We start from the raw sequence: 21,378 nt of genomic DNA, 5'->3' as shown, positions 1-21,378 counted from the left end.
ACTTGAAAGAACCTTACCACAATAAAATGCAGTAAGGCTCTTTCATTTTTATATCAAATAACAACTCTTAACTCATGTGTTATATTAATACCAAATTGTCTCCGCATAATTATATGCATCACTATTCGGAATGGCATGTTTCCCTTGCGCTTGTGCCTTCCTTGGATCTAAATCATATACCATTGGCGTATAGCATGATGTTTGCCCTTTATTCACAACACCATTTCCTCCAGCACTCCCGCAAGTGTATGCCTTTCCATCTGTTTTTCTAACAATCCTTGCATCAGCTTCGTTATTATATACTGCTGCACGAGTTACTGTAACTTTTGCCCATGCTGTCTTACACGTTGTGCTAAATTTTAATTCCACATAAGAATTGGAATCAATCCACTTCTTTTCTTTCGTTACTGCTGATTGATCACAACTATTGTAATACGGACTTTTCCCATCATACGAATGATCTTCTGCATATGCTTTATCATTATTCGTCGTACTAAACACACTAGTTAAAACGAGAAAAGATAGGCAAAAACATGCGCTCAGCTTTTTTAAAAGTTTCATAGCACTCCGCTCCCTTATTAATAACGTCCAGTTTTCCCGTAACCATTATTAATCGTCACCGCTTCGGCATCAGCTGTATAACCAAAATCAGCAGTTAAATCAAATACCATTCCTGTATAAGTGCTCGTTTGACCTGTTTTTATTGCTCCATTACCACTATTAGAATCTACTGATTTTTGGAATACACCGTTTTTATATTTATTAATAACAGCGTAAGCATATATTCCCCCAGAAACAGAAGGTGCTGGTTGATCTAAAACAAGCTTAGACCATGCTGCATGACATTTATTACTATAACGTAAATACACTGTCCCTACTTTTTTACTCCCTTCATATACAGCTGTAGACTTTGCATTAAATCCATCTGCATCACACGTTGTACTACCTCCGTATACTTTCGTTGTTGCTGGATTTTTTCCGTCATAATAACTACTTAAATCAGTAGCTGCAAATGTACTTCCTTGAAAACTAAATAATACACCTACACTCACTACACTTAACACACATACTTTCATTAACTTTTTAAACATTGTAAATCTCCTCCTTCAAAATAAGTACGTATCATAAAGACAATCTATCCCCTATGTAAGCCCCTCCTTTCATACTTCCTAGAGGCATCTTACAGAAACGAGTAAACGTTGTAAATTTCCTTATGAGTATTGGAATATACGAAGAAATTTACGTATCCGTCTAAGAAAAAAAGTTGAGAAATACACATTTTATAGCATCCTTTATTTAAAACATAAAAGAACCGATACTTGTTACATGCAAGCATCGGTTCTTTATACAAAAGTGCCATTTTTTCTTTTATATAAAATAAATATTTCTCCACTTAATCCGTTGTAAAAAACTCCCTCGTTACATCAATAAATTGTTGTAGCGGCGCTGTCATCCATTTATCTTTATGCCAAGCAATTTGTGTATAAATCGGTGAGATTGCATTTTCTACATGTAACTCTTTTATCGTCCCTTCTCTTATATCTTTTTCTACTACTATCGCTGGTAAAACGGCTATTCCTAAATCTGCAATAACACATTGTTTAATTGCCTCTACACTAACGAACTCAATCTTATTTGCTGGATACACATCTTCTGTACGAAATAGCTCTTCAAATAAAATCCGATACGAACAACCAAGCTCCGTTAGTAAAAGTGTCTCACTTTCTAAATCTTTTGTAGTAATGAAACGTTGTTCAAGTAAACGATGCCCTGAAGCAGCTACTATTTTTAATTCTTCTTTCATAAGCGGCTCCACATGTAAAGCATCTTCTGTTTTACATTCGTCCAAAATAAATGCAAGATCGACTTTCCCTTCCATCAATTGTTCCTTCGCATCTTTATTGGAATGCGCAGGTTTAAATATAAGCTTTATTTGAGGAAATTTCGCTTTAAACCTCTTTAATATAGAAGGCAGTCTATATGTACATTGGCTTTCTTGCGCACCGATTATTAACGTACCTGCTATTTCTTCATCATCTTTCACAGCCATTTTCGCTTCGTTGCTGAGTGCAATCATCTTGTCCGCATATAGTTGAAACTTCCTACCTGCTTCAGTTAGAAAAAGACGTTTTCCTAATCTTTCAAATAACGGCGTACCTAGCTCAGCTTCTAACGTTTTAATTTGCGCCGTTACGCTCGATTGAGCAAAGTTTAGTTTCTTCGCAGTTTGTGTAAAGTTCAAACTATCTGCCGCCACTTTAAATGTAATTAATTGTTTTATCTCCATTTATCGTCCCTCTTTTCAATCGATATTTCCGATTGATTTCATCGAAATAATCCTCTTTGTCTATCGATATTTGTATTGTATGATAAAGAGCATCGACAAACAATAAAAATGGAGGTATTCCATATGAAAGTACTTTGTTTCGAACAATTTGGAAGTCCGGATGTACTACAATATAAAGAAATACATGATCCAATCATAAATCCAAATGAAATTCTTGTCCGTACGAAAGCAATCGGATTAAATTTCGCCGATATTTATAGACGCCGCGGTGATTATCATCTCGCTGGCAATCCGCCTTATATATTAGGTTATGAAGGCGCTGGTATTGTTGAAAAAGTAGGAGCTGACGTTACTAATATTAATCCTGGAGATCGTATTTCATTTGCTGACGTTCCATTTGCAAATGCAGAACTAGTTGCCGTTCCATCGGAGAAAGCAATTAACCTTCCAGATTCTATCTCTTTTGAAACAGCCGCTTCTGTCTTATTGCAAGGTCTAACGGCACATTATTTAACGAAAGATAGCTATCAAATAAAACAAGGTGATATAGCTTTAGTACACGCTGCAGCTGGTGGTGTTGGGCAACTACTTATTCAAATCATTAAACTACTGGGCGGAAAAGTGATCGGCCTAACGTCATCAAAAGGAAAAGCACAGATAGCTACATTAGCTGGTGCTGATCACGTATTTTTATATACTGAAGCATGGCCTGCGAAAGTACTTGAAACAACAAACGGTGATGGAGTAAATGTTGTATATGAATCAGTAGGTTCTACATTAGAGGAAAGTTTTAGCGCAACTAAAACTGGTGGTACTGTCGTATTTTACGGAATGGCCGGTGGTAATCCTGCGCCCGTTGATCCGCGTATGCTTATGGATACTTCGAAAACTTTAACTGGCGGAGACCTTTGGAACGTGCTTACATCTTATGAAGAGAGAAAAGAACGCTCCTCTCAATTATTCAAATGGATTGCGACCGAAAAATTAAAGATCACAAGTTCTACTACATTCTCTTTACAAGATGGTGCCCGTGCTCATGAATTATTAGAGAGCAGAAAAAGTACTGGGAAGATTTTATTAATCCCATAATCGTTCCAATAAAAAAAGGAAGCTAGAATGTATTTCTTTGCTTCCTTTTTAACGTTATTTATGTTCAATTTCGCTTCTTTTCAATAACCCTGTTATTTATATTTTTTCTGTCTACGCTTCTCTTTCTAGGCCCCTCATTTTTAAGTTTATGTAATAAACGAATCTAAATATTAAAGGAAAGAACAAACCTCCTGATATCAACGATCCAATAAATACAGTATCAATAAAAGAAAGAATCCCAAATAATAGCATTCCAAAAAAATAAAATACAACTGCACTCCAATAAATAAAACGTGGAAACTTAGTTTGGAAAGAATCACCTTTTTCACACGGTTTTCCAAATAACAAATGAACGAATTTAATCAACATAATCACTTCTCCATATAATTGTTAATATTCTTTTCTTCTTATAACTGAACATACATCACATACTATGTACCTTCTTTAAATTTTCCGACACCGAAGTTATTAACTATGTCGAATACGGTAGCCTTTTACTCATATATTTCATAAATGCAATTATATATTTTTATTTCAATACAAATTGTCTATCCCCTTTATCATGTTGCAATTCAAACAATACTGGATTACTAACAAATCTTTTTAGCAAAACATACGCCTCATGATCAGATATTTCATTAGGAATATTAATTCCACTAAATGATGTTGAGGTAATTAGTGTATGAAAATCATATTTAAATTCATAATCACCAATATACGCTAGTGCCAATTTCCCTTTCCATTCAATTTGATATGTCTGCCCTTCTAATCTAGTAAACTTAATATTATGAAAGGCTGACGCATCATGACCAAGTAAATAAACGTCAAATGCAGTTAACTCTAAATCTAAGTCCTGCTGCTCATCTTCCGATAAACAATCAATTGCAAATCTTTTCCCATTTAGCGTATCCAAATTAAAAGGCGCCTCATCACTTCCTACACGAAACCCTTTAAAATCCCATTCTTCTGATGATAAAGTGCATCTATGGAAGTTGTTCCATACAATCTTAGCGTGCCAATCATCTTCTTCCTCATCCTCTTCATCTTCTTCATCCAAATCTTCCTCATCATAATCCGCGGTCTCTAAATGCAAATCAAAATACAAACCAGCCATACCATTTAACTCTTCTTCCTCTGCATATTTAAAATGTGCACTCCACTTAAAATTAACAATTCGATGACCATTAGGCCACGGGTTGTCCACAAAATATATTCGATCCATATTCACACATTCCTTACTTTGTTTTATTTCTCGTATACTTACTTTAGATTCCGAGATGAAATGTAAGGCTAGACTAATGTCCCTCCAATACACTGCAAACTAATTTGTTGTTCCTACTCTCTAATTATACCATTACAATAATTTTCATAGTTTGTTTTTAACAGAATATTCCGTTTAAAAATTAATGAATGATATACTGAAAAATAAAAAGGAAGCTAGATTTCTCTACCTTCCTTTTCTTATTTTTATATTTCCACACTTGCTTTCCCTTTTGCAACATAACTCATATCTCCAACAGACTCGACTGTGTATGTTCCGTCTTGATATACAATCTTCGTCACACTAGCATTTTCCACTCCAAGTTTTGTTTTGCTACTGTCTAGCATTTCAATTAATGCAGTAATCAAAAGCCCATGAACGACAACTAAAACGTTACCGCCACCATTTGCAGCAGCTTCTTCACTAATCTTATCAATCTCTGCTTTTATACGAGTAGAAAATAATTCCCAATCTTCCGCCTGTTTCGTAGGGTCTGCTGCTCTAATCAAATTAATCACTTCTTGAATAGAAAACTTCATAAGTTCTTCTGGCGATGCAACGCCCGCAGCTTTTCCAACTACATCCCACATATTTTCAAGTTTTTCACCTTCAAAAATACCAAAATTTAATTCTCGTAATTTTTTTCTTTTCTCAAGTTTTAACTTTGATTGCTCACTATATTTTAATACTAAATTAGCAGTTTCAATCGCTCGGCCGCTATCACTACTATACGCATTCGCAAAAGAAACATCTTTTAATCCTGTTCCTAAATTAGAGGCAACTTCCACACCTTTTTCTACTAACGGGGAGTCTGCCCAACCTTGCGCGCGATGATTCGTATTTAATATTGTTTTACCGTGTCTCGTAACATATAACGTAACTACATTCTCATTGCTATCTGTTTCTCGAATCTTCATTCTATTCTCTCCCTTTACATTTCTATATCAATTTTACCACCTTAATTATTCATTGAGCAAAATATACGTAAGTGAATTTGCTAAATAAAAAAAGCTATCTTTCTGTATATCTCTACAAAAGATAGCACCTTTTATGATTACATTTCTTAACTGATATTCCTACTCAGCAAAAGCACTCGAATACTGTACAATTCCTTCTACACCTTGCAGAGCGTTCTCACTTAACTCCATCACCATAAATACTTCATCTGGCACTTCAAATGGTGCTTTTATATTCCACTCACTTGCTTTCTTAAAGCCAAATTTCGGATAGTATTCTGGGTGTCCTAATACTACAACTGACCCGTATCCAAGTTCTTTCGCTTTTTCTAACGCAGCTCCAATAAGTTTTCCACCAATTCCTTTTTTCTGATAGCCCCTAGCAACTGAAACCGGTGCAAGTGCTAATGATTCTACAGAAGTTGCACCTTGTTCTATCTTTATTTTTGATAACAGAATGTGCCCAACAATTTCTTCATTTACCGCAACGATTGATAATTCAGGAATAAACGCGTCACATTTTCTAATACGACTCACAAGTTCATGTTCTGTTTTATCACTGAATTCTTCTTTTAAAAATGCTTGTTGTACAACTTCTTCTGTTTTTTTATAATCACTTTGTTGTTCTTGTCTAATCGTTACCATTTTAACTTATTCTCTATTCTTTCTTATTTCTTTTTGGATTTTACGAAGCGCTTTTTTCGATCCACGCTCAATATCATGTTGCATTTTTCTTTCTTTATAATCGACAAATAGTGTATTTAAATCGTATCCCTCTGGGTATAATTCTTTTGCTGCTACCTCTAACGTAATACGTTTTACATTCACTTCAACGAATTCACCGTTATAATATACAACGACGTTATAGAAATTATCTATTTCCTTATAGATGATACCAAAATCATCATAATCTAATACATTTACACGATCGCCGATTTTGTACTCGTAATGATTTTCTCTTTTTTCTTGCACAAATTTCGGTTTTCTAATTTTGCTTTCATTCAGTTTTTCAAAACGATATTCTTTATTTTCCATGTACTCTTTCGCTCTTTTCAGTACATGTTCTCTTACGTTCATTTTATTTGCAATCCAAAGTGCATTACTTTCACCTGATTTTCCGATTACTAATTTATAAAGTGGTTCTAGTGTCTCACTATTAAATTGCATCGCTGCATTCATAAAATCATCATGCATTTCTGAGAATCGTTTAATTTCACCATAATGAGTACTCGCAACTGTAATACATCCCGCAAGATAAAACTCCTCTAAAATAGAAATTGCAAGTGCTGCCCCTTCATTCGGTTCAGTCCCGCTTCCTATCTCATCAAATAATAGTAGCGTATTATTATTTGACATCCTCATAATTTCAGATAGATTTTTCATATGAGATGAAAATGTACTTAGTGCATTTTCAATACTTTGATTATCACCAATATCTACAAATACATTTTCGAAAATAGCAATTTCTGTTTCTTTATCTCCAGCGATGTGCAGGCCTGACATTGTCGCTAATGTTAGTAGTCCAATTGTTTTTAATACAATTGTCTTCCCGCCCGCATTCGGTCCTGTAATAATTAAACTACGGTAACTTTGACCGATTTCAAAGTGTAACGGTACTACTTTTCCACTTAAAAGCGGATGCTTACAATTCACTAAATGAATGTAGCCATGATCATTTAACTTCGGCTCTATTCCATCGATCGATTTACTAAACTTCGCTTTCGCAAATACCATATCATATTGACTAATCAATTCCATGTTAATTTTTATATGATAAATATTTTCTACTACCATGCCTGATAAAGTCGCTAAAATTTGATACTCTTCCATCGCTTCTTCTGCTTTCAAATTTGCGAGTTCCACGTTTAACTTTGTAACCGTATACGGTTCTACAAATACAGTAGAACCTTTAGCGGACGCTTCAACTATACTTCCCGCAACTTGATTTTTATAAGAAGATTTAATTGGAATCGTATACCTATCATCCTTCTTACTAATAAAGAACTCTTGAATATACTTCTTATTTGCACTACTATTTAAAAACTTCGTTAAGCGCTCTTTTATTTTTCCGTCTACCGAATCAATGTTATTGCGAATTCGTTTTAATTCCTTACTCGCAGCTGCATCAATACTATTACCTTTAATGGAAAAGTTGATTTCCTCTTCAATACTTTTATATTCAGTCATTGAATTCGCATAAGAAGCTAATACTGGCGCAAAAAATTCTTTATCTAACATAAATTTTTTAATCTTTCTACAGCCGCGTAAAAAGTCAGAAACACTTACTAACTCTTCAGGATCTAAAATCATCCCTTTTTCTAATTTTTGAATTGTACTAGCAATATTTGAAATGCCAAAGAAAGGAACATGCCCCTCTGCATCTACTATAGCTCGTGCTTCTGTCGTTTCATTCAAACGATTCCTCACTACTTTTATACTCGTACTCGGCTCTAATTTATTTAATAATTCTTTACCTAACCCACTTACACAATAAGATTTCACTATATCCTTCAATTCATTATATTGTAACTTTTCAAAAGTCATCGTATTCATTTTGTTTCTCCTCACTATGATTGATTTTTATCATAAATGAAGATACCTACTCATTAGATTCCAATGAGTTCTACATGATTCATTTACCATTTTTATACATTAAAAAAATATACAAAAAAGCTGCGGGGATACCGCAGCTTTTACATTTACAAGGCATGTGTAATAACATATGAGGCAATAAGCCATAAAAAACGGATGGCACTCCCCTTATTACACGCTTTATAAAGTATTGTAGGTATCTTCATAGGTATCGAAATAAATCCATGACAAAATTAGGGGTATGATATACATAAAAATCCCCTGGTCTTATCCGATTTATTTCATTAAATTTTTCCTATTTAGTACCTACCGCACTCACAAAAAAGCACCTCTCATTAATTTATATTATAGTCATTGAAATCTAATTTACTGAAATCATCATACTATATGTTTTGTGAGAAGTAAAGGTGTCAGACTATTACCTTGCAGATTGTAAAGCTTTCATATAATCAACCTTTTTCTCAAGGGTCTTTTTCGCATCTTCAGCCGTTACTATATAATCTATCGCAATATGTAGTAATACATCCTTATTATCATTTGGCAACTGAATTGTTATATCATCCACACTACTCTTACTATCTTCAATCGTTTTATTAAATTCCTGAATACTTCTCGCAACCTCCGCTAATGTCTCCATATGCGCACGGTTGTTTACATCTAAAAAGATATTACTTTTGAAAACTGCCGTAACATAATGCTTCGGATGTTGCTTCGCTACTTTTTTCTCTTCATTCTTACCGAAAACAGCGTCCCCTGTTTGCATTTTCTCGAAAGTAAGTATAGTATTAGTCCCTTTTTCTTCATAATATGTATTGAATCTTTCTCGTAAATCATTCGCTTCTTTTTTTATTTTATAGTTATCATTATTTACCTTTGGAGAGGTTCGTCCATCGAACCCTATTTGAAATTGTAAATATGGTTCATCTACTTGCTGTACATAAGCTGTCCGTTTGTTTGGGCCTAAAAAATCCTTACCTTGTTCGGGTATTTCAATTCGATCTAGTTTCACAGAAATACCATGCTCCAATTTTGTATAACTTTGTGCTTTTTGTTCAATTTCTTTATCCGATATATCACATGATGTTAATAGGAATAAACTAAACATTATGCTATATTTCATTATTGTTCTTTCATATTGCCTCTCCTTTTGCTACTACTACCTATATAGAAATGTCCTTATCGATTTTAAATTACGATTTATATAAAGAACTTCTTCTCATAACCAAAAGTGTAAAAATACCCATTAGTTATTACTTTACACCTATAGTGTAATTTTACACTATAGGTGTTTTATCGTAAAGCAAATATAATATCTATGAAAATCACGTTAAAAACATACTAATATTTAGTTCTATAGCAATCACAATACTATTTTTTATTGTATCGAACTTTAAAATAATAACTTTAATTTCGCTGCAAAAAAAATTAAATAAGCGCCTCCGCTATTGCGAATGTCATTTACTTTCCCTAATACATTTAATAATTATGACAAGCAATCATAGGAGGTTACTAGATGAGCGAACAATACATCATTTTACATGGGCCTGCCCTTGAACCAAATTTAATTGGTCCCACACTACCACCAATTCCACCATTTACATTTCCGACCGGGCCTACTAGGGTTACAGGACCTACCGGAATTGGAATAACTGGTCCTACTGGGGTTACAGGACCCACTGGAATTGGAATAACTGGTCCTACTGGGATTACAGGGCCTACCGGAATTGGAATAACTGGTCCTACTGGGATTACAGGGCCTACCGGAATTGGAATAACTGGTCCCACTGGGGTTACAGGGCCTACCGGAATTGGAATAACTGGTCCTACTGGAGCAACCGGTTTAGAGATACTCCCTGTATTTGGAACAATAACTTCTGAAATAGGTATCGGTTTTTCAGCAGTAGTTAATACAAATGTTAACTTTACCATTCCAGGACCTGTTAGTGGAACTACTCTAAATTCAGTAGACAACTCCATTACAATTAATACCACTGGTGTATACTCTGTATCCTTTTCAATCGTATTTGCGATACAATCTATTTCATCTAGCATATTAAATCTTACAATAAACGATTCGATTCAATTCGCAATTGAAACACGAGTTGGTGGTGGTTCTGGAGTAAGAGCTACATCCGCCAGAACTGATTTATTATCTTTAAACCAAGGAGATGTTATTCGAGTACGAATAAGAGAAGCCACAGGTGACATTATTTATTCCAACGCATCTCTTGTTGTCTCAAAAGTCGACTAGTTCATTTATTAAAATAAAGATTTAGGAATGATAACAATATAAAAAGAAGAGGAAAACTTATATTTCAGTCTACCTCTTCTTTTCTATTAACAATTCACTGCTGAACATATATGGAAACTGATCCTCCACTTACATGGAACTGCCCCCATCCATCCTTATTAATTGTTACAGTATTTGTTTGATTACCCGTCATATCGTGCCATACTTCCCCTGCATTATTCTTTCCAACATCCATCCACTTTGATCCTCCCGGTCCATCAGAGATTAATGTCGCTAAACCAGAATTAGCATGTACACTATCACCTTCTCTTGTCCATCCAATCACATCTGGATGGTCTAAATAATCACGCTGCGTACCATATGCAAAGTTTTTTCGTGCCGTCAAAATCGGATCAATTTTATCTTTTAATGCTGGAATTTCATAACTACTATTTCCGTTTGTCCCATAGTAATCACCATAGAAAACTGAAGGATAGCCCTCTGCACGAGTTAAAATAAATGCATATGCCAACGGTTTAAACCACGGACTTACTACAGATTCTAATGACTGTCCAGGCTGAGAATCATGATTCTCAACGAGAGTAACTGCAAGTGCAGGGTGATTTTGCATTACTGTTCCATTTAAAATATTTCTCATATCATAATTCCCATTTCCTTTTGAAGCATAATGAAAATTGTAATGCAGTGGTGCATCAAATACAGATTGATTATAATTGACCTTCGCTAAATAATTATTTAAAGTTCGAATATCATTTTGCCAATATTCAGCTACTGTAAACATTTCTTTCCCCGTTTGCTGTCTGACATGATTTACCCAATCGCGTAAATATTCATGATCAATATGTTTAACAGCATCTAAACGAAAGCCATCTAAATTTAATTCATTCGCATACCACTTTCCCCAATTTTTCATCTCATTCGCAACATCTGGATGATCAAAATCAAGATCTGCATACATCAAATAATCATAATTTCCATTCTCGCTAGACACTTCCCAGTCCCATGCTTTACCTATCCCCCTAAATTTATAAATTCGATTTAATTTCCTTCCTTCATCCCAATCCGTTCCGTCAAAATGATACCATTTCCATTTGAAATTAGAATAAGCATCTCCACGCCCTGGAAAGTTAAACCCTGTCCATGCATTAATTTCATAATCACCTGATACTTCAATATTTCGATTGTTACGGTCTACCTCGACAACTGTTACAGTTTCAGTATAATCTGCTCCACCTTTATGATTCATAACTACATCGCCATATACATCGATGTTTTGCTTATGTAAAGCTTCAATTGCAGATTTCAACTGTGCTTTTGTCCCATATTTCGTCCGCACCGTTCCTTTTTGATTGAATTCTCCTAAATCATATAAATCATACGCTCCATATCCTACGTCATTTTGCGTAGTTCCTTTATATGCAGGCGGTATCCAAACAGATGTAATTCCTTTCTGAGCTAAATTTCCAGCATCCGAATGCAAACGATTCCAATGATTTCCATCGTTCGGAGCATACCACTCAAAATACTGCATTAACGTTCCATTGTTAACCGTATCTGCATATACTTTACTCCCCCCATATATACTAGGTAAATACAAAACAACCGACAAGCTGACTACTGTTATTCTTTTCAACATATTTACATCATCCCCTTTCAAGAAAACGTTTGCATAGTTTATCGAAATTATTATAATATTCGTTCTACAATTAGTAAAGTAGCAATCTCTCACTCTCCCACATTATTTTTTAGTCTAACTTCACATATTTAACAAATACTTCAAAGTAGTTTTCATTTCACATCTTATTCAAGATTGTTTACAATTTATCTATAAAAGCATGACGGAGGGATTTCTATGACCGACTTTCAAAAACAATTTTTCGCACGATTACATATAGAAGAAAAACAAAAAGTTTCATTTGAAGATTTACCTAACATTATGTACGCGATGGCACAAACTGTCCCTTTTGAAAACTTAAATATACTCGAAAACAACTTTACAGAAATATCAAAAGAAAATCTAAAAGAAAAAATTTTAGTAAACAACCGTGGCGGTCTTTGTTATGAACTCAATCCTACTATGTACTACTTCCTTAAAGACGCTGGATTTGATGTTCATCTCGTTTCAGGAACAGTGTACAATGCTGCAAATTCTATATGGGCTGTTGATTCTGGACACATCGCAACTGTTTTAGCACATCATAATGAACTTTATTTAATTGAAGTAGGATTCGGATCATACTTACCTCTTACACCTATTCCTTTCTCAGGTGAAGTCATTCACTCCATTACAGGAGATTATCGTATTCGTAAAGAAATGACTGAAAAGGGAAATTACATGTTAGAGATGCGTAAAAACAATGAGTTTTTGGATCAATCTTCTGCTGATGATTGGACGTTAGGCTATGCATTTTATATAGAAGAAGTGGATGAAGAAAAAGCAAATGCAGCACAAGAAATTATCGTTGAACATGAGGGCTCACCATTTAACAAAGTACCTCTTATTGTAAAATTAACTGAAGATGGGCATGCATCTTTAACAAAGGATAGTCTGACAATAGCGAAAAACGGTAAAAAAACGAAAGAAAACGTTACAGATGTACAATATAAAAATCTTTTACATTCAAAATTCGGAATTACATTATAATTTTTCAAGCCTTGCCATTTTAGCAAGGCTTTTCAATTTTCAGCAGGGATTTTTTGCAATTTGTTGTATTTCATAGTTATATAGGAATATAACTACATATTTAGAAAGGAAATGATTATGACAGAACTTAAAGATCGACTACAAGTAGATGATAAAGAAAAATGGGATTTAACGGATATTTATCATACAATTGAAGATTGGGAAAGCGATTTTCATAAAATTGAAGTATTAACGAAAGAATTACATGAGTTTAATGGACATATTCACGATGGCAATAGTTTATTAGCCTATTTAACAAAGAGCGAAGAAATTTCTAGCATAATATCTTTAATGTTCGCTTATGCACGATTACAATCTGATCTTGATACGCGCGATACTGACGCTCAATCTCTTGTCGATAAAGTATCACAATTACACGTGAAAGTAAGTGCGGCTAAATCTTTCTTTTCCCCATTCTTACTTAGCGTAGATGAAAACACATTACATTCTTACATAGAAGAAGCAGAAGGTTTACAATATTATAAAGAAGACTTATTTGAATTATACCGTTATAAAAAACACGTATTGAATAAAGACCAAGAAGAGATTTTATCACAAATGGGTGAAGCACTTTCCTCCCCGCAGCATACATACGGCATGTTAAATAATGCAGATATACTATTTGGTGAAGTGACTACTGATGAGGGAGAAAAAGTTACTTTAACGCGCGGAATGTATGCAAAGTTAATAGAAGATGAAAATCGCGAGAAACGTAAAGAAGCCTATAAAGCTTATTACAAACCATACGTTCAATTAAAAAATTCTATCGCTTCTACTTTATCTGCTGCTATTAAAAATAATGTTACTGTTTCAAAGCTAAGAAACTATCCATCTGCTTTAGAAAAATCATTATTTGGCGACATGGTTCCGAAAGAAGTATATGAAAATTTAATTGATACGACGAAAAAAAACATTCAATCACTACATACTTATAATGAACTTCGACAAGAAAAATTAAATGTAGATGAACTACGCCAGTACGACTTGAGCGTTGATTTAGTAGCGGGTGTAAAACAAGACATTCCATATGACAAAGCGTTTGACATGATGATCGAATCACTAGCTCCATTAGGTGAAGAATATATTGAAACATTAAAAAGCTTTAAAGATAAACGTTATATTGACGTGAGAGAAACGCCAGGAAAACGTTCCGGCGCTTATAACTTTGGTGTATACGGTGTTCATCCTTTCATTCTTTTAAATCATCACGATGATTTAAATAGCCTTTTCACTCTTACTCATGAATGTGGACACGGCATGCATACACATTACTCACACGGATACCAACCAAGAATTTCTGCACACTATACTATTTTTGTCGCAGAAGTCGCTTCTACAGTAAATGAAGTGCTATTAATTCATCATTTATTAAAAGAAGCAAAAGATGCTAATGTACGTAACCATTTAGTAAATCATTTCATCGATAAATTTAAAGGCACTTTCTTTACACAAATTATGTTCGCTGAGTTTGAAAAAATCACACATGAAATGGCGCAGCAAGGTAAACCATTAAATGCCCAAGTCTTTAGCGAAGTTTATGAAAACTTGTTTAGAGAGTATAATGGCGACTCCCTAGTATTTGACGAAGAAGTAAAATACGGATGGGCTAGAATACCACATTTCTATCGTCCATTTTACGTATACAAATATGCAACTGGATTCGCTTCTGCAATCCAAATTGCCGATAAGTTATTGAGCGGCGATCTAAATGCTCAAAAACATTATATTGAATTCCTTAAAGGTGGAAGTTCGGACTATTCATTAAATCTACTGAAAAAAGCTGGTGTTGATTTAACTACGCCAGAACCGATTGAAAGCGCACTAAATCGTTTCAACTCACTTGTTGAAGAGTTTTCAGCTCTATAAAAATGAAGAGCCTCTCGCTAGAGGCTCTTTCTCTTTCATGCTTCCTTTCCTTCTATTAAATCATTCGCTATTTTCCTAAACTCCTGATTAAACGAATCATTCATACCATTTTGTACGTTAGAGAATAATATTACAAACGTTCGTTTATCCCGGTTAAAATTATTAAATGTATTCCAACCAGCTAATACACCATGATTATGATAATAATCTGGATTAGTATAGAAACTAAACCCATATTTTCTTACAGATGATGCAGTAAACATATCTGATACACTTTGTTTAGAAATCAACTTTCCATCCATAATAGCCTCATCTAATCTTTTCATATCTTCAATAGTCGTATACATTTCACCACACCCATACAGCCAATTCATTTTTAACCGAGGCGCAGCTATTAACTCGTTATCTTTTTTCGTATAACCTTCTGCTAAAAAAATATCTTCAGGGAGAGTTGCACCCATTCCAGATTCATGCATTTCAACTGGCGTAAAAATATTTTCTTTCACATATTCAGCGAGCGGTTTATTCGATATCTTTTCTACAATATACGCAAGCACCATATAATTATAATCTGTATATTTCCAACCAGTCCCTGCAGGAAATTGCAATTTTTGTGCACCAATCCACGTTACTAACTTTAATCGTGACGCCGCATCAACCCTACCTTGTCCCTGATCTGGCAACCCAGACGTATGGGTCAACAAATTTCGTAACGTAATGTTTTTATCTGCCGGAAATGATGGAATATACTTATTTACATTGTCTTCAATATTTAATTTCCCTTTTTCTTTTAGCTGCATAATAGATATTGCAACGACTGTTTTCGTAATAGAACCAATGCGATATTTCGTTCTTGGCGTTGTTACTACTTTATCTTTCACATTCGCATACCCATAACCTTTGCGTAAAATTACATGATCTTTACTAGCTACAAGAACACTCCCATTAAATCCTTTATCTTTTAAATATTGATCTAGTTTTCCAGCTGCAACTTCATAGCGCTTTTTCTCATTCGCATCAACTTCTTGCATATCGCCCTTTTTCTTACTATTTACATTAGAAAATGCCTTTATATCATATTTCTTACCTTTATTTGCATGTATTAGTGTAACGACACTCCCACAAAAAATAGCAAAAATAAAGAAAACAATTAACCATTTCTTTAGCATAATAGGAACCCTCTTTTATCTAGTTTCACTTAACATGCATCCATTCTATTCTATATCTTTTAATTTTCAAATATTTCATAATATTATCTATCTATTATTCACCTATTTAAACTAGATTCCTTTTTCTCATATTCAGTTTTTGGCTACTCTTTATTGTATTTCTTTCTTGCAAAATTTCCACCTTACAATCGGATACACCCTACTATAATTTCAACAGCTTATGTAACATTTGTTACACATAATAAGAAATGGAGTTGTTACGATGAAAAATACCGATAAACACAATCGTTTAAATGATATGATGTTCTATTACAGAGTAACAAAAAATAACATAGTTTTAATTGAATATTACGGAAAATAAATTAAAATATTAAAAGGAAATGATGCTGAAAAATTTTTAAACAAAATAAATCATGCACATAACATAACGATACAGAAAAACAACTCATTATGGCTAAAGTAACAGGTAATTTCAAAAGAGGCAATGAACGTCATTGAAAACGAATCTCATTTATTTTTTGATTATACAACATATAAAATAGAAATGTCGCACATTCGGCATTTCTTTAGAATTTCTTCATATAAAATTTACATTACTAACTTTCTTTTATTTTTTGCTTTTACTATATAAACTCACTGCCGAAATACTTAGTAATACCACTATACACAACCACGCACACGTATACCCTTTCTCATCGACAATATAACCAAATAAAACAGGTGCAACAATAATAGCAATTTGATTGAATGTCAGCGCCAAACTAACTGTTATTCCAACAGATTCTTCACTTGCCAATTCAGCAACTTCGACGATAAAAAGACTAAACCAACCAATTGAAAAGAAGCCTAACAATGCGCTGACACCATACAATACTCCACTCGTTACTGTATGTATGCTCATTACTAACAATAGAATCAAACCGATAGAAGCACAGACAGTTATAAATAAAGGTATGCGCCGATTCCCCTTATAAAACACATCACTAATAGCTGCTAATGCAACACGGCCAATCATTCCAGAAAAGAACATAACTGAAAATACTGTTCCGGCTACAATAGATGTAATGGATTGTTCCCTTACTAAAAATTTCATAAAGTGTCCAACTAACACCATTTGTAATGAAATCATGCAAATACCTGTTATATAAATTGGATACAACTCTTTTTTACATATCACTACTTTTAGCTGCATCCATAAAGAATTTTTAATATATTCTTTCCTTACATCCTCTTGGACATATGGCTCTTTATAAAACATAAAAAATAATAAACCTCCAATTATACAAATGCATGCCATACTATTTATCGCATAAGTCACATTATATTGTATTGTAAGAAACGGGATTAAAACTCCCGCTAACGCGCCACCAATCGGTATACCAGCTTGCCTTATTCCCATCGCTAATCCACGATTTTCTTTTGGAAACCATTTTAAAATCACTTTACTTCCTCCTGGCTGGGAAACACTATAAAACATTCCTACTAATAAAAGTACAAATAACAGTCCATTAAATCCATTTACTATATTAGTTAGTAAAAGCGAACCTCCTAGCAAAAATGAACTTATAGAAATTAACAACTTTTCATCATATTGATCAAGTAGCCGCCCAACAAAAAGCATACAAAATAATGGTCCAACATTTACAAAACTTACTAACAATCCACTCTCCATATTCGTAAGCGCATATTCTTCTTTCCAAAATAACGCCAAAACTCCAACACCATACGTTATAAGCGTCGCTGTTGTTTGAGCAATCGTCGCAACAATTAACATCATCCACTTATAAGTACTTTTCATTCTTTCTTCGATTAACACAATCATCCCTCCACCCCCTTCCATTGTATGAAAGTTCTGATATCATATAAAATAAGTATCCATCATATAATCCATCAAAAAAATTGATACCTTTTCGGAGGAATGAAACGTGGACATAAAAGATTTAACTGTATTTTACGAAGTTGCGAAGGAAAATAATATTTCTCACGCAGCTAAAAATTTGAACTATGTACAATCAGGCGTAACAATGCGTATGAAACAACTAGAAAATGAATTAGGTGTGCCTTTATTTTACCGTAACGGAAAAGGTGTAACTTTAACTTCTAACGGTGAGATTTTATTAACATACGCTAAACAAATTATCCACTTAATGGATCAATCTATAAAAGCGGTTCAAAGTAATGGAACTGAGCCAAAGGGCACGTTGAAAATCGGATGTACAGAATCTACAACTGCGGTAAGGCTTCCCTCTATATTAACGGCCTACTATGAGAAACACCCAAAAGTCGAATTGATTTTAGAAACAAATACGACCGAACAACTAATTAGGCTAGTGTTAGAAAGAAAACTAGATGGAGCGTTTATAGCTGGCTCTACTCAGCACGCTGAACTTCATACAAGTGTATTTCGTGAAGAAGAATTAGTTCTCATTAGTAAAAAACCTTTACCCTCTCTTACAGACATAGAAGATATGAATTTACTCGCTTTTAGTCAAGGTTGCTATTATAGAAGTTTATTAGAAGACTGGCTTCAAGAAGAAGGCATCTCGCCTAAACGAATATTAGAGTTCGGAACAATTGAAGCAATACTCGCCTGTGTAAAATCAAATATGGGCGTAGCAATTATGATGAAATCTATTTTAAATGGTCATGCACATAACTTATCATTCAACCCTTTACCAAATAGATTCAAAAAGGTTCCTACTACTTTTATTACTAGAAAAGATATATATCACTCAGCTGCATTACAAAAATTTATGGAGATGATTTAACAATGCGTGAAAAGAAAATACGTGGGATGAAGCGTAAAACAAACACGATGATAAAGCGAATTGAAGAACATACAAAAACGTTCCCTTCTGCTTTCTATAACGATGAATATTGTTATATGCCTTTACCAGTTTCCCAAGCTTTTATCGATTCGTATAAAACACCTAGAAAAGTAAAACGATCGTGTATACAAACCTTATTAAATCAAGCAATCCATTTAATAAAAATAAAACCGAGCGATACACATACATATCGAGTTGTTGTTTTGATTTCTATAGAAAGTTTGTGGGATTCGCAAATTATTATATTTAAAAATGAGGGGTACTTTCATAATTTCTTTAATAGAAATAGCGAATTTCAAAAATGGATTCCTCTTTCAAATGAATCTGATTTTTGGAAGACATGGGGAATTTCAATTTGTCCTACTGTCCAAACATTGCACTTTCAAGAAGTCATTTATGATGAGGATACAATCGATGAAAAAGAGATTTGGTTTGTTGGAGAATTATCTTAAAAGGGGAACTTTCAAATGAAAAGCTTCCCTTTTTTCACCTAACAAAATCGCTATATAATGAATTTATTATTTTACTATGTAGGAGGTTTTCAAATGGTAATCCCTAAATATCCTGATGTCCCTACTCTTACGAAAAAACAAATCGATCAAATTACAGAAATCACTTTTCTAAAAGAAATACCACCACAAAAATGTGATGCAATTTTCGTTTTCGGCGGTTCTCATCCTGGCAATTGGCAAACTCCTCTAGAAGCTTATCGACAAGGTTTAGGAAACAAAATTATCGTTACAGGCGGTACTAGTTTGCATGGCATGAAACATCCGAGCTGGAATTACGGGGATTTATCAGAAGCAGAAGTAATTGTACATAAATTAATTGAACATGGCATACCCAGAGACTCTATCCTATTCGAGACAAATTCCCTCCATTCTATCGCTAATGTAATGGAAGCGAAAAAGATTTTTGATTTCACAAAAATTAATCGGCTACTATTTGTTTGCAAAAGTTTAGGAGCCGGTCGGCAATATAGAGTGTTGAAAAAACATCTCCCTAACACTGTTACTTGTATTCCATATACATTTGATACAAGTTTCGATGGTGAGTTTATCATTAATAGATATAATTGGATGGAAAATGAAAAAAGTCGCTCTATGATTTTTGGAGAATACTTGAGAAATATTTGCTACGGCAGAAAAGGCGGCATTGAGCCACCTGAAAAAGAGGTTGAAGGTTTAGAAGAATATGTATCCTACTACTATAATCTAGCATAATAGAAAAAGGTATACCAAAACATCGGTATACCTTTTATGCTATCTTACTTATTTTTCTTTTAACACACTATGTAATCGATCAGGATAATTTGTAAACATTCCTGTAGCACCCCATTTCATTAACAATCTCATATCTGGTTTTTCATTAATTGTATAAGGATGAATTAGCAGTCCATTTTTCCTAGCCATTTTCATATATGACTCATCAATAATTAGTTCTCCGTCACCATTACGTAAGTTCGGTCCAATACCAACTGCATACTTTTTAATTTCTTGAAAATCATCATTCGTTACACTTTTCGGTTCATGTGTAATACTAGACCATTCAACAATCTCATTATTTTCATTTGGATAATACCAAAGCAGTTGAACTAACGGAATATTTTTATTCATACTATGAATCTTTGTTAAACTATCTTTACTAAATGATTGAATCATAACACGGCTAGAAGACATATTTTGACCTACTAAATTATATTTATTTAATAAAGCTAATAATTTCTTTTCCATTCCTGGATACACATCTGGTGATTTTGTTTCAATGTAATACTTCATGCTTCTTCCGTACTTTTGGAAGATTTCTTCAAGAGTCGGAACTTTTTGACCAACATACTCTTGCTTAGCCTTTTCTGGATAAGCTTTATTGAACCAAGATCCTGCATCTAAGCTCTTTATTTCACTTAACGTTTTATCTCGTACTTCCCCTGTACCATTTGTAGTACGGTCAACTGCTGTATCATGCATTGCAATTAACTGGCCGTCCTTAGTTAACTGAATATCTAACTCCAAATAATCCGCTTTCATTTTTTTCACAAGATCATAAGAAGCAAAAGTATGCTCAGGTGCATGTCCACTTGCTCCACGATGTGCAATATTTAAAAATTTATTCGTATTCCATTCATGCTTCCCTTCTGATTTCGCATGAACAGCTCCCCCAGCAAAGATACTTCCCATCATAAAGAAAATAACGAACGCGCTAATAATTTTTCTCATCCTTCTAACCCTTCCTACGTTGCAAATTTCAACAAGTTAATGAGATTTACACGAAATAGAAGATATACATTCATCATTTTTATAAGCTTATATGAAAATTCCAATCTTACAAATATAATTCCCCTATGTTATTACTATACTATGTATTTTCTATATCCCTCCTATTCACATGGAACTTCC

The 21,378-nt window shown here is 33.9% G+C and carries 20 protein-coding genes and 1 pseudogene; 8 read left to right on the top strand and 13 right to left on the bottom strand.

Annotated elements, in window-relative coordinates:
• Positions 1-84: 84 nt before the first annotated feature.
• The 3 genes from ACSG5Z_RS15205 to ACSG5Z_RS15195 form a co-directional block, all read right to left on the bottom strand.
• The gene (locus tag ACSG5Z_RS15205; protein ID WP_060487834.1) at positions 85-561 is read right to left on the bottom strand and encodes a DUF2690 domain-containing protein; all 477 of its coding nucleotides are present in this window, start codon (positions 559-561) and stop codon (positions 85-87) included.
• Positions 562-578: 17 nt separating this feature from the next.
• Positions 579-1,091, bottom strand: a complete 513-nt coding sequence (locus ACSG5Z_RS15200) for a DUF2690 domain-containing protein (protein ID WP_000473763.1) — start codon at positions 1,089-1,091, stop codon at positions 579-581.
• A gap of 302 nt (positions 1,092-1,393) precedes the next feature.
• Positions 1,394-2,287 carry a LysR family transcriptional regulator gene (locus ACSG5Z_RS15195; protein WP_435711680.1) on the bottom strand — a complete coding sequence of 298 codons (894 nt, stop codon included), beginning with the start codon at positions 2,285-2,287 and terminating at the stop codon, positions 1,394-1,396.
• 123 nt (positions 2,288-2,410) lie between these two features.
• On the opposite strand from ACSG5Z_RS15195, the gene ACSG5Z_RS15190 reads away from it, so the two are divergent.
• Entirely contained in the window at positions 2,411-3,376 is a 966-nt protein-coding gene (locus ACSG5Z_RS15190) for a quinone oxidoreductase family protein (RefSeq protein WP_106382880.1), read from the top strand.
• 111 nt (positions 3,377-3,487) lie between these two features.
• Here the strand turns inward: ACSG5Z_RS15190 and ACSG5Z_RS15185 are convergent, their stop codons facing one another.
• The 6 genes from ACSG5Z_RS15185 to ACSG5Z_RS15160 all read right to left on the bottom strand — a co-directional run bounded on the left by ACSG5Z_RS15185 (position 3,488) and on the right by ACSG5Z_RS15160 (position 9,290).
• The gene (locus ACSG5Z_RS15185; RefSeq protein ID WP_087984067.1) at positions 3,488-3,745 is read right to left on the bottom strand and encodes a hypothetical protein; all 258 of its coding nucleotides are present in this window, start codon (positions 3,743-3,745) and stop codon (positions 3,488-3,490) included.
• A gap of 160 nt (positions 3,746-3,905) precedes the next feature.
• Positions 3,906-4,598, bottom strand: a complete 693-nt coding sequence (locus tag ACSG5Z_RS15180; protein ID WP_435711679.1) for a hypothetical protein — start codon at positions 4,596-4,598, stop codon at positions 3,906-3,908.
• A gap of 245 nt (positions 4,599-4,843) precedes the next feature.
• The gene (locus ACSG5Z_RS15175) at positions 4,844-5,554 is read right to left on the bottom strand and encodes a histidine phosphatase family protein (RefSeq protein ID WP_435711678.1); all 711 of its coding nucleotides are present in this window, start codon (positions 5,552-5,554) and stop codon (positions 4,844-4,846) included.
• A 159-nt stretch (positions 5,555-5,713) separates the two neighbouring features.
• Positions 5,714-6,238 carry a GNAT family N-acetyltransferase gene (locus ACSG5Z_RS15170; protein WP_097889782.1) on the bottom strand — a complete coding sequence of 175 codons (525 nt, stop codon included), beginning with the start codon at positions 6,236-6,238 and terminating at the stop codon, positions 5,714-5,716.
• A 6-nt stretch (positions 6,239-6,244) separates the two neighbouring features.
• Positions 6,245-8,146, bottom strand: coding sequence for an endonuclease MutS2 (locus ACSG5Z_RS15165; protein WP_435711677.1), 1,902 nt, complete (start codon positions 8,144-8,146; stop codon positions 6,245-6,247).
• A gap of 457 nt (positions 8,147-8,603) precedes the next feature.
• The gene (locus ACSG5Z_RS15160; protein WP_435711773.1) at positions 8,604-9,290 is read right to left on the bottom strand and encodes a hypothetical protein; all 687 of its coding nucleotides are present in this window, start codon (positions 9,288-9,290) and stop codon (positions 8,604-8,606) included.
• A gap of 408 nt (positions 9,291-9,698) precedes the next feature.
• Between ACSG5Z_RS15160 and ACSG5Z_RS15155 the strand changes: the two genes are divergently transcribed.
• Positions 9,699-10,436 (top strand): exosporium leader peptide-containing protein, encoded by a 738-nt coding sequence (locus ACSG5Z_RS15155; protein ID WP_435711676.1) that lies wholly within the window; start codon positions 9,699-9,701, stop codon positions 10,434-10,436.
• Between the two features lie 94 nt (positions 10,437-10,530).
• Here ACSG5Z_RS15155 and amyS read toward each other — a convergent pair whose 3' ends face one another.
• Positions 10,531-12,072 carry an alpha-amylase gene (gene amyS / locus ACSG5Z_RS15150; protein ID WP_435711675.1) on the bottom strand — a complete coding sequence of 514 codons (1,542 nt, stop codon included), beginning with the start codon at positions 12,070-12,072 and terminating at the stop codon, positions 10,531-10,533.
• 216 nt (positions 12,073-12,288) lie between these two features.
• Here amyS and ACSG5Z_RS15145 point away from each other — a divergent pair, with 216 nt between their 5' ends.
• A complete protein-coding gene (locus ACSG5Z_RS15145; protein WP_088609600.1) occupies positions 12,289-13,080 on the top strand; it encodes an arylamine N-acetyltransferase family protein in 792 nt (263 codons plus the stop codon).
• A 117-nt stretch (positions 13,081-13,197) separates the two neighbouring features.
• Positions 13,198-14,985 carry an oligoendopeptidase F gene (gene pepF / locus ACSG5Z_RS15140; protein WP_435711674.1) on the top strand — a complete coding sequence of 596 codons (1,788 nt, stop codon included), beginning with the start codon at positions 13,198-13,200 and terminating at the stop codon, positions 14,983-14,985.
• A gap of 35 nt (positions 14,986-15,020) precedes the next feature.
• Here the strand turns inward: pepF and ACSG5Z_RS15135 are convergent, their stop codons facing one another.
• Positions 15,021-16,154 (bottom strand): serine hydrolase domain-containing protein, encoded by a 1,134-nt coding sequence (locus tag ACSG5Z_RS15135; protein WP_327971460.1) that lies wholly within the window; start codon positions 16,152-16,154, stop codon positions 15,021-15,023.
• A 262-nt stretch (positions 16,155-16,416) separates the two neighbouring features.
• On the opposite strand from ACSG5Z_RS15135, the pseudogene ACSG5Z_RS15130 reads away from it, so the two are divergent.
• Positions 16,417-16,652: pseudogene (locus ACSG5Z_RS15130) on the top strand (hypothetical protein).
• Positions 16,653-16,761: 109 nt separating this feature from the next.
• Here ACSG5Z_RS15130 and ACSG5Z_RS15125 read toward each other — a convergent pair.
• On the bottom strand, positions 16,762-17,994 hold the full coding sequence (locus tag ACSG5Z_RS15125) for an MFS transporter (RefSeq protein WP_142310818.1): 1,233 nt from the start codon (positions 17,992-17,994) through the stop codon (positions 16,762-16,764).
• An 85-nt stretch (positions 17,995-18,079) separates the two neighbouring features.
• Here ACSG5Z_RS15125 and ACSG5Z_RS15120 point away from each other — a divergent pair, with 85 nt between their 5' ends.
• The 3 genes from ACSG5Z_RS15120 (at position 18,080) to ACSG5Z_RS15110 (ending at position 20,205) form a co-directional block, all read left to right on the top strand.
• Positions 18,080-18,922, top strand: coding sequence for a LysR family transcriptional regulator (locus tag ACSG5Z_RS15120; RefSeq protein ID WP_088122765.1), 843 nt, complete (start codon positions 18,080-18,082; stop codon positions 18,920-18,922).
• 2 nt (positions 18,923-18,924) lie between these two features.
• Positions 18,925-19,434, top strand: a complete 510-nt coding sequence (locus ACSG5Z_RS15115) for a DUF3916 domain-containing protein (RefSeq protein WP_137035535.1) — start codon at positions 18,925-18,927, stop codon at positions 19,432-19,434.
• A 93-nt stretch (positions 19,435-19,527) separates the two neighbouring features.
• Positions 19,528-20,205, top strand: coding sequence for a YdcF family protein (locus ACSG5Z_RS15110; RefSeq protein WP_060487847.1), 678 nt, complete (start codon positions 19,528-19,530; stop codon positions 20,203-20,205).
• A gap of 48 nt (positions 20,206-20,253) precedes the next feature.
• On the opposite strand, the gene ACSG5Z_RS15105 is transcribed toward ACSG5Z_RS15110, so the two are convergent.
• Positions 20,254-21,198, bottom strand: coding sequence for a glycerophosphodiester phosphodiesterase (locus ACSG5Z_RS15105; protein ID WP_435711673.1), 945 nt, complete (start codon positions 21,196-21,198; stop codon positions 20,254-20,256).
• Positions 21,199-21,378 lie beyond the last annotated feature (180 nt).

Origin of the sequence: Bacillus pretiosus, from assembly GCF_051294775.1 — a bacterium.
In the GTDB taxonomy this organism is placed as follows: Bacteria; Bacillota; Bacilli; order Bacillales; family Bacillaceae_G; genus Bacillus_A; species Bacillus_A wiedmannii.
This window is presented reverse-complemented; position numbering and strand designations above follow the sequence as displayed.